Genomic DNA, 1,812 nt, shown 5'->3' with positions numbered 1-1,812 from the left:
ACCGGTCTTGACAGTGAATGTGAAAAGAGTGTTTACCGAGATCAATACCAATAAGCGCAACGTTTTCCATGATGGCCTCTCCTGAAAGAAAAACACCCTGTCAGCGTACCGCTCACAGGGTGGGGGTGACCATCTCATTAGACCCCCTGCCAAGGCAGGGGGTCGTCATGAGCAGCGCGGGGGGAGGACCTAGATCATCACACCGGCGATCACGGCGGAGAGCAGGCTCACCAGGGTGGAGCCATAGACCAGCTTCAAACCGAAGCGGGAAACCATGTTGCCCTTCTCTTCGTTGAGCGCCTTCACCGCACCGGCAATGATGCCGATGGAGCTGAAGTTGGCGAACGACACCATGAAGATGGAGAGGATGCCGACGGTGCGCGGGGAGAGCTCGGCGGCAATCTTGCCCAGATCCATCATGGCCACAAACTCGTTGGTCACCAGCTTGGTCGCCATGATGGAGCCGGCCTGCAGCGCTTCACTGCCCGGGATGCCCAGGATCCAGGCAACGGGATAGAAGATGTAGCCCATGACGTGCTGGAAGTTGACGCCGAACGCCGCCTCGAACAGGTAGTTGATGAGGGCGATCAGGGCAATGAAGCCCACCAGCATGGCACCGACGATCACCGCCACGGTGAAACCGGCCATGATGTATTCCCCCAGCATCTCGAAGAAGTTCTCCTTCTTCGGCGTATGGTGCTCGTCACCCTCGGCCAGCGCCTTGGCATCGGTCACGGTATTGTCGGGCTCGTAGGGGTTGATGAGGGAAAGCACCACAAAGGTGCTGAACATGTTGAGTACCAGTGCGGCCACCACGTAGCGCGGCTCGATCAGCTGCATGTAGGCACCGACGATGGACATGGAGACGGTGGACATGGCCGTCGCCGCCAGGGTGTACATCTGCTTCTCGTTCAGGTGCGGCAGTATGTTCTTGAGGGCGATGAAGTTCTCGGACTGACCGACGATCATGGAGCTGATGGCGTTGAAGGACTCCAGCTTGCCCATGCCGTTGATCCTGGCCAGCACGGTGCCGATGCCACGAATGACGATGGGCAGCAGACGGATGTACTGCAAAATGCCGATCAACACGGAGATGAAGACGATGGGCATCAGCACCATCAGGAAGAAGGAGAAGGCCCCTTCGTTGACCAGACCGCCGAACACGAAGTCGGTCCCCTGCTTGGCAAACTCCATCAGCTTGGTGAAGCCGGCGGCAAAGCCACCCACCACCGCCAGACCCACTTCGGAGTTGAGCATGAACCAGGCGAGCGCCAGCTCGACCACCAGCAGCTGGCCGATGTAACGCAGCTTGATCTGTTTCCAGTTGCGGCGGTTTGCCAGCAACGCCAATGCCAGGACCATCACGAGTCCGAGCACGAAATGAACGTATTCCATACCAGTAGCACCCATTGAATTGTTATTTTTGACCGGCGCCATCATAAAGAACTGCATATTTAAAAATCAGAGAGTCATCACAATCCGCGGTAAAAATATGCATGCCAAATAATACAAACGTTTTTAAATTAATTGCCAAGGTACATGATTATTAATCGTCTCTAATGAAGCTTAAAAATAAATTAAAAACAATAAGTTATGCTCTTTCATTAATTTTATTCCTCATTCATATATATATTGAATAACGACCATATCCCATATGGCATCCTCCGATCATGTACAGAACCTTAAGCGGCAAGCGAATTAATAATACCGTCTAACGTGTTGTTTTGCTTGGATTTTCTCTGCCTACTCTTTTTGCCGTTTTTGGATAAATACACCATTGCCCACTCCAACTTCTCTGTTATTTCCTGCCAC

The 1,812-nt window shown here is 53.0% G+C and carries 1 protein-coding gene; it reads right to left on the bottom strand.

The annotated features are described in order from the left end of the window. Positions 1-189: 189 nt before the first annotated feature. Entirely contained in the window at positions 190-1,395 is a 1,206-nt protein-coding gene (locus tag J9892_RS14465; protein WP_041214374.1) for a nucleoside transporter C-terminal domain-containing protein, read from the bottom strand. Between the last annotated feature and the right edge of the window lie 417 nt (positions 1,396-1,812).

It is taken from the genome of Aeromonas sp. Prich7-2 (assembly GCF_017939255.1).
GTDB classification, from domain to species: Bacteria; Pseudomonadota; Gammaproteobacteria; order Enterobacterales; family Aeromonadaceae; genus Aeromonas; species Aeromonas caviae.
Note: the sequence above shows the minus strand (reverse complement) of the source record. Positions and strands in the feature narration are given on the sequence as shown.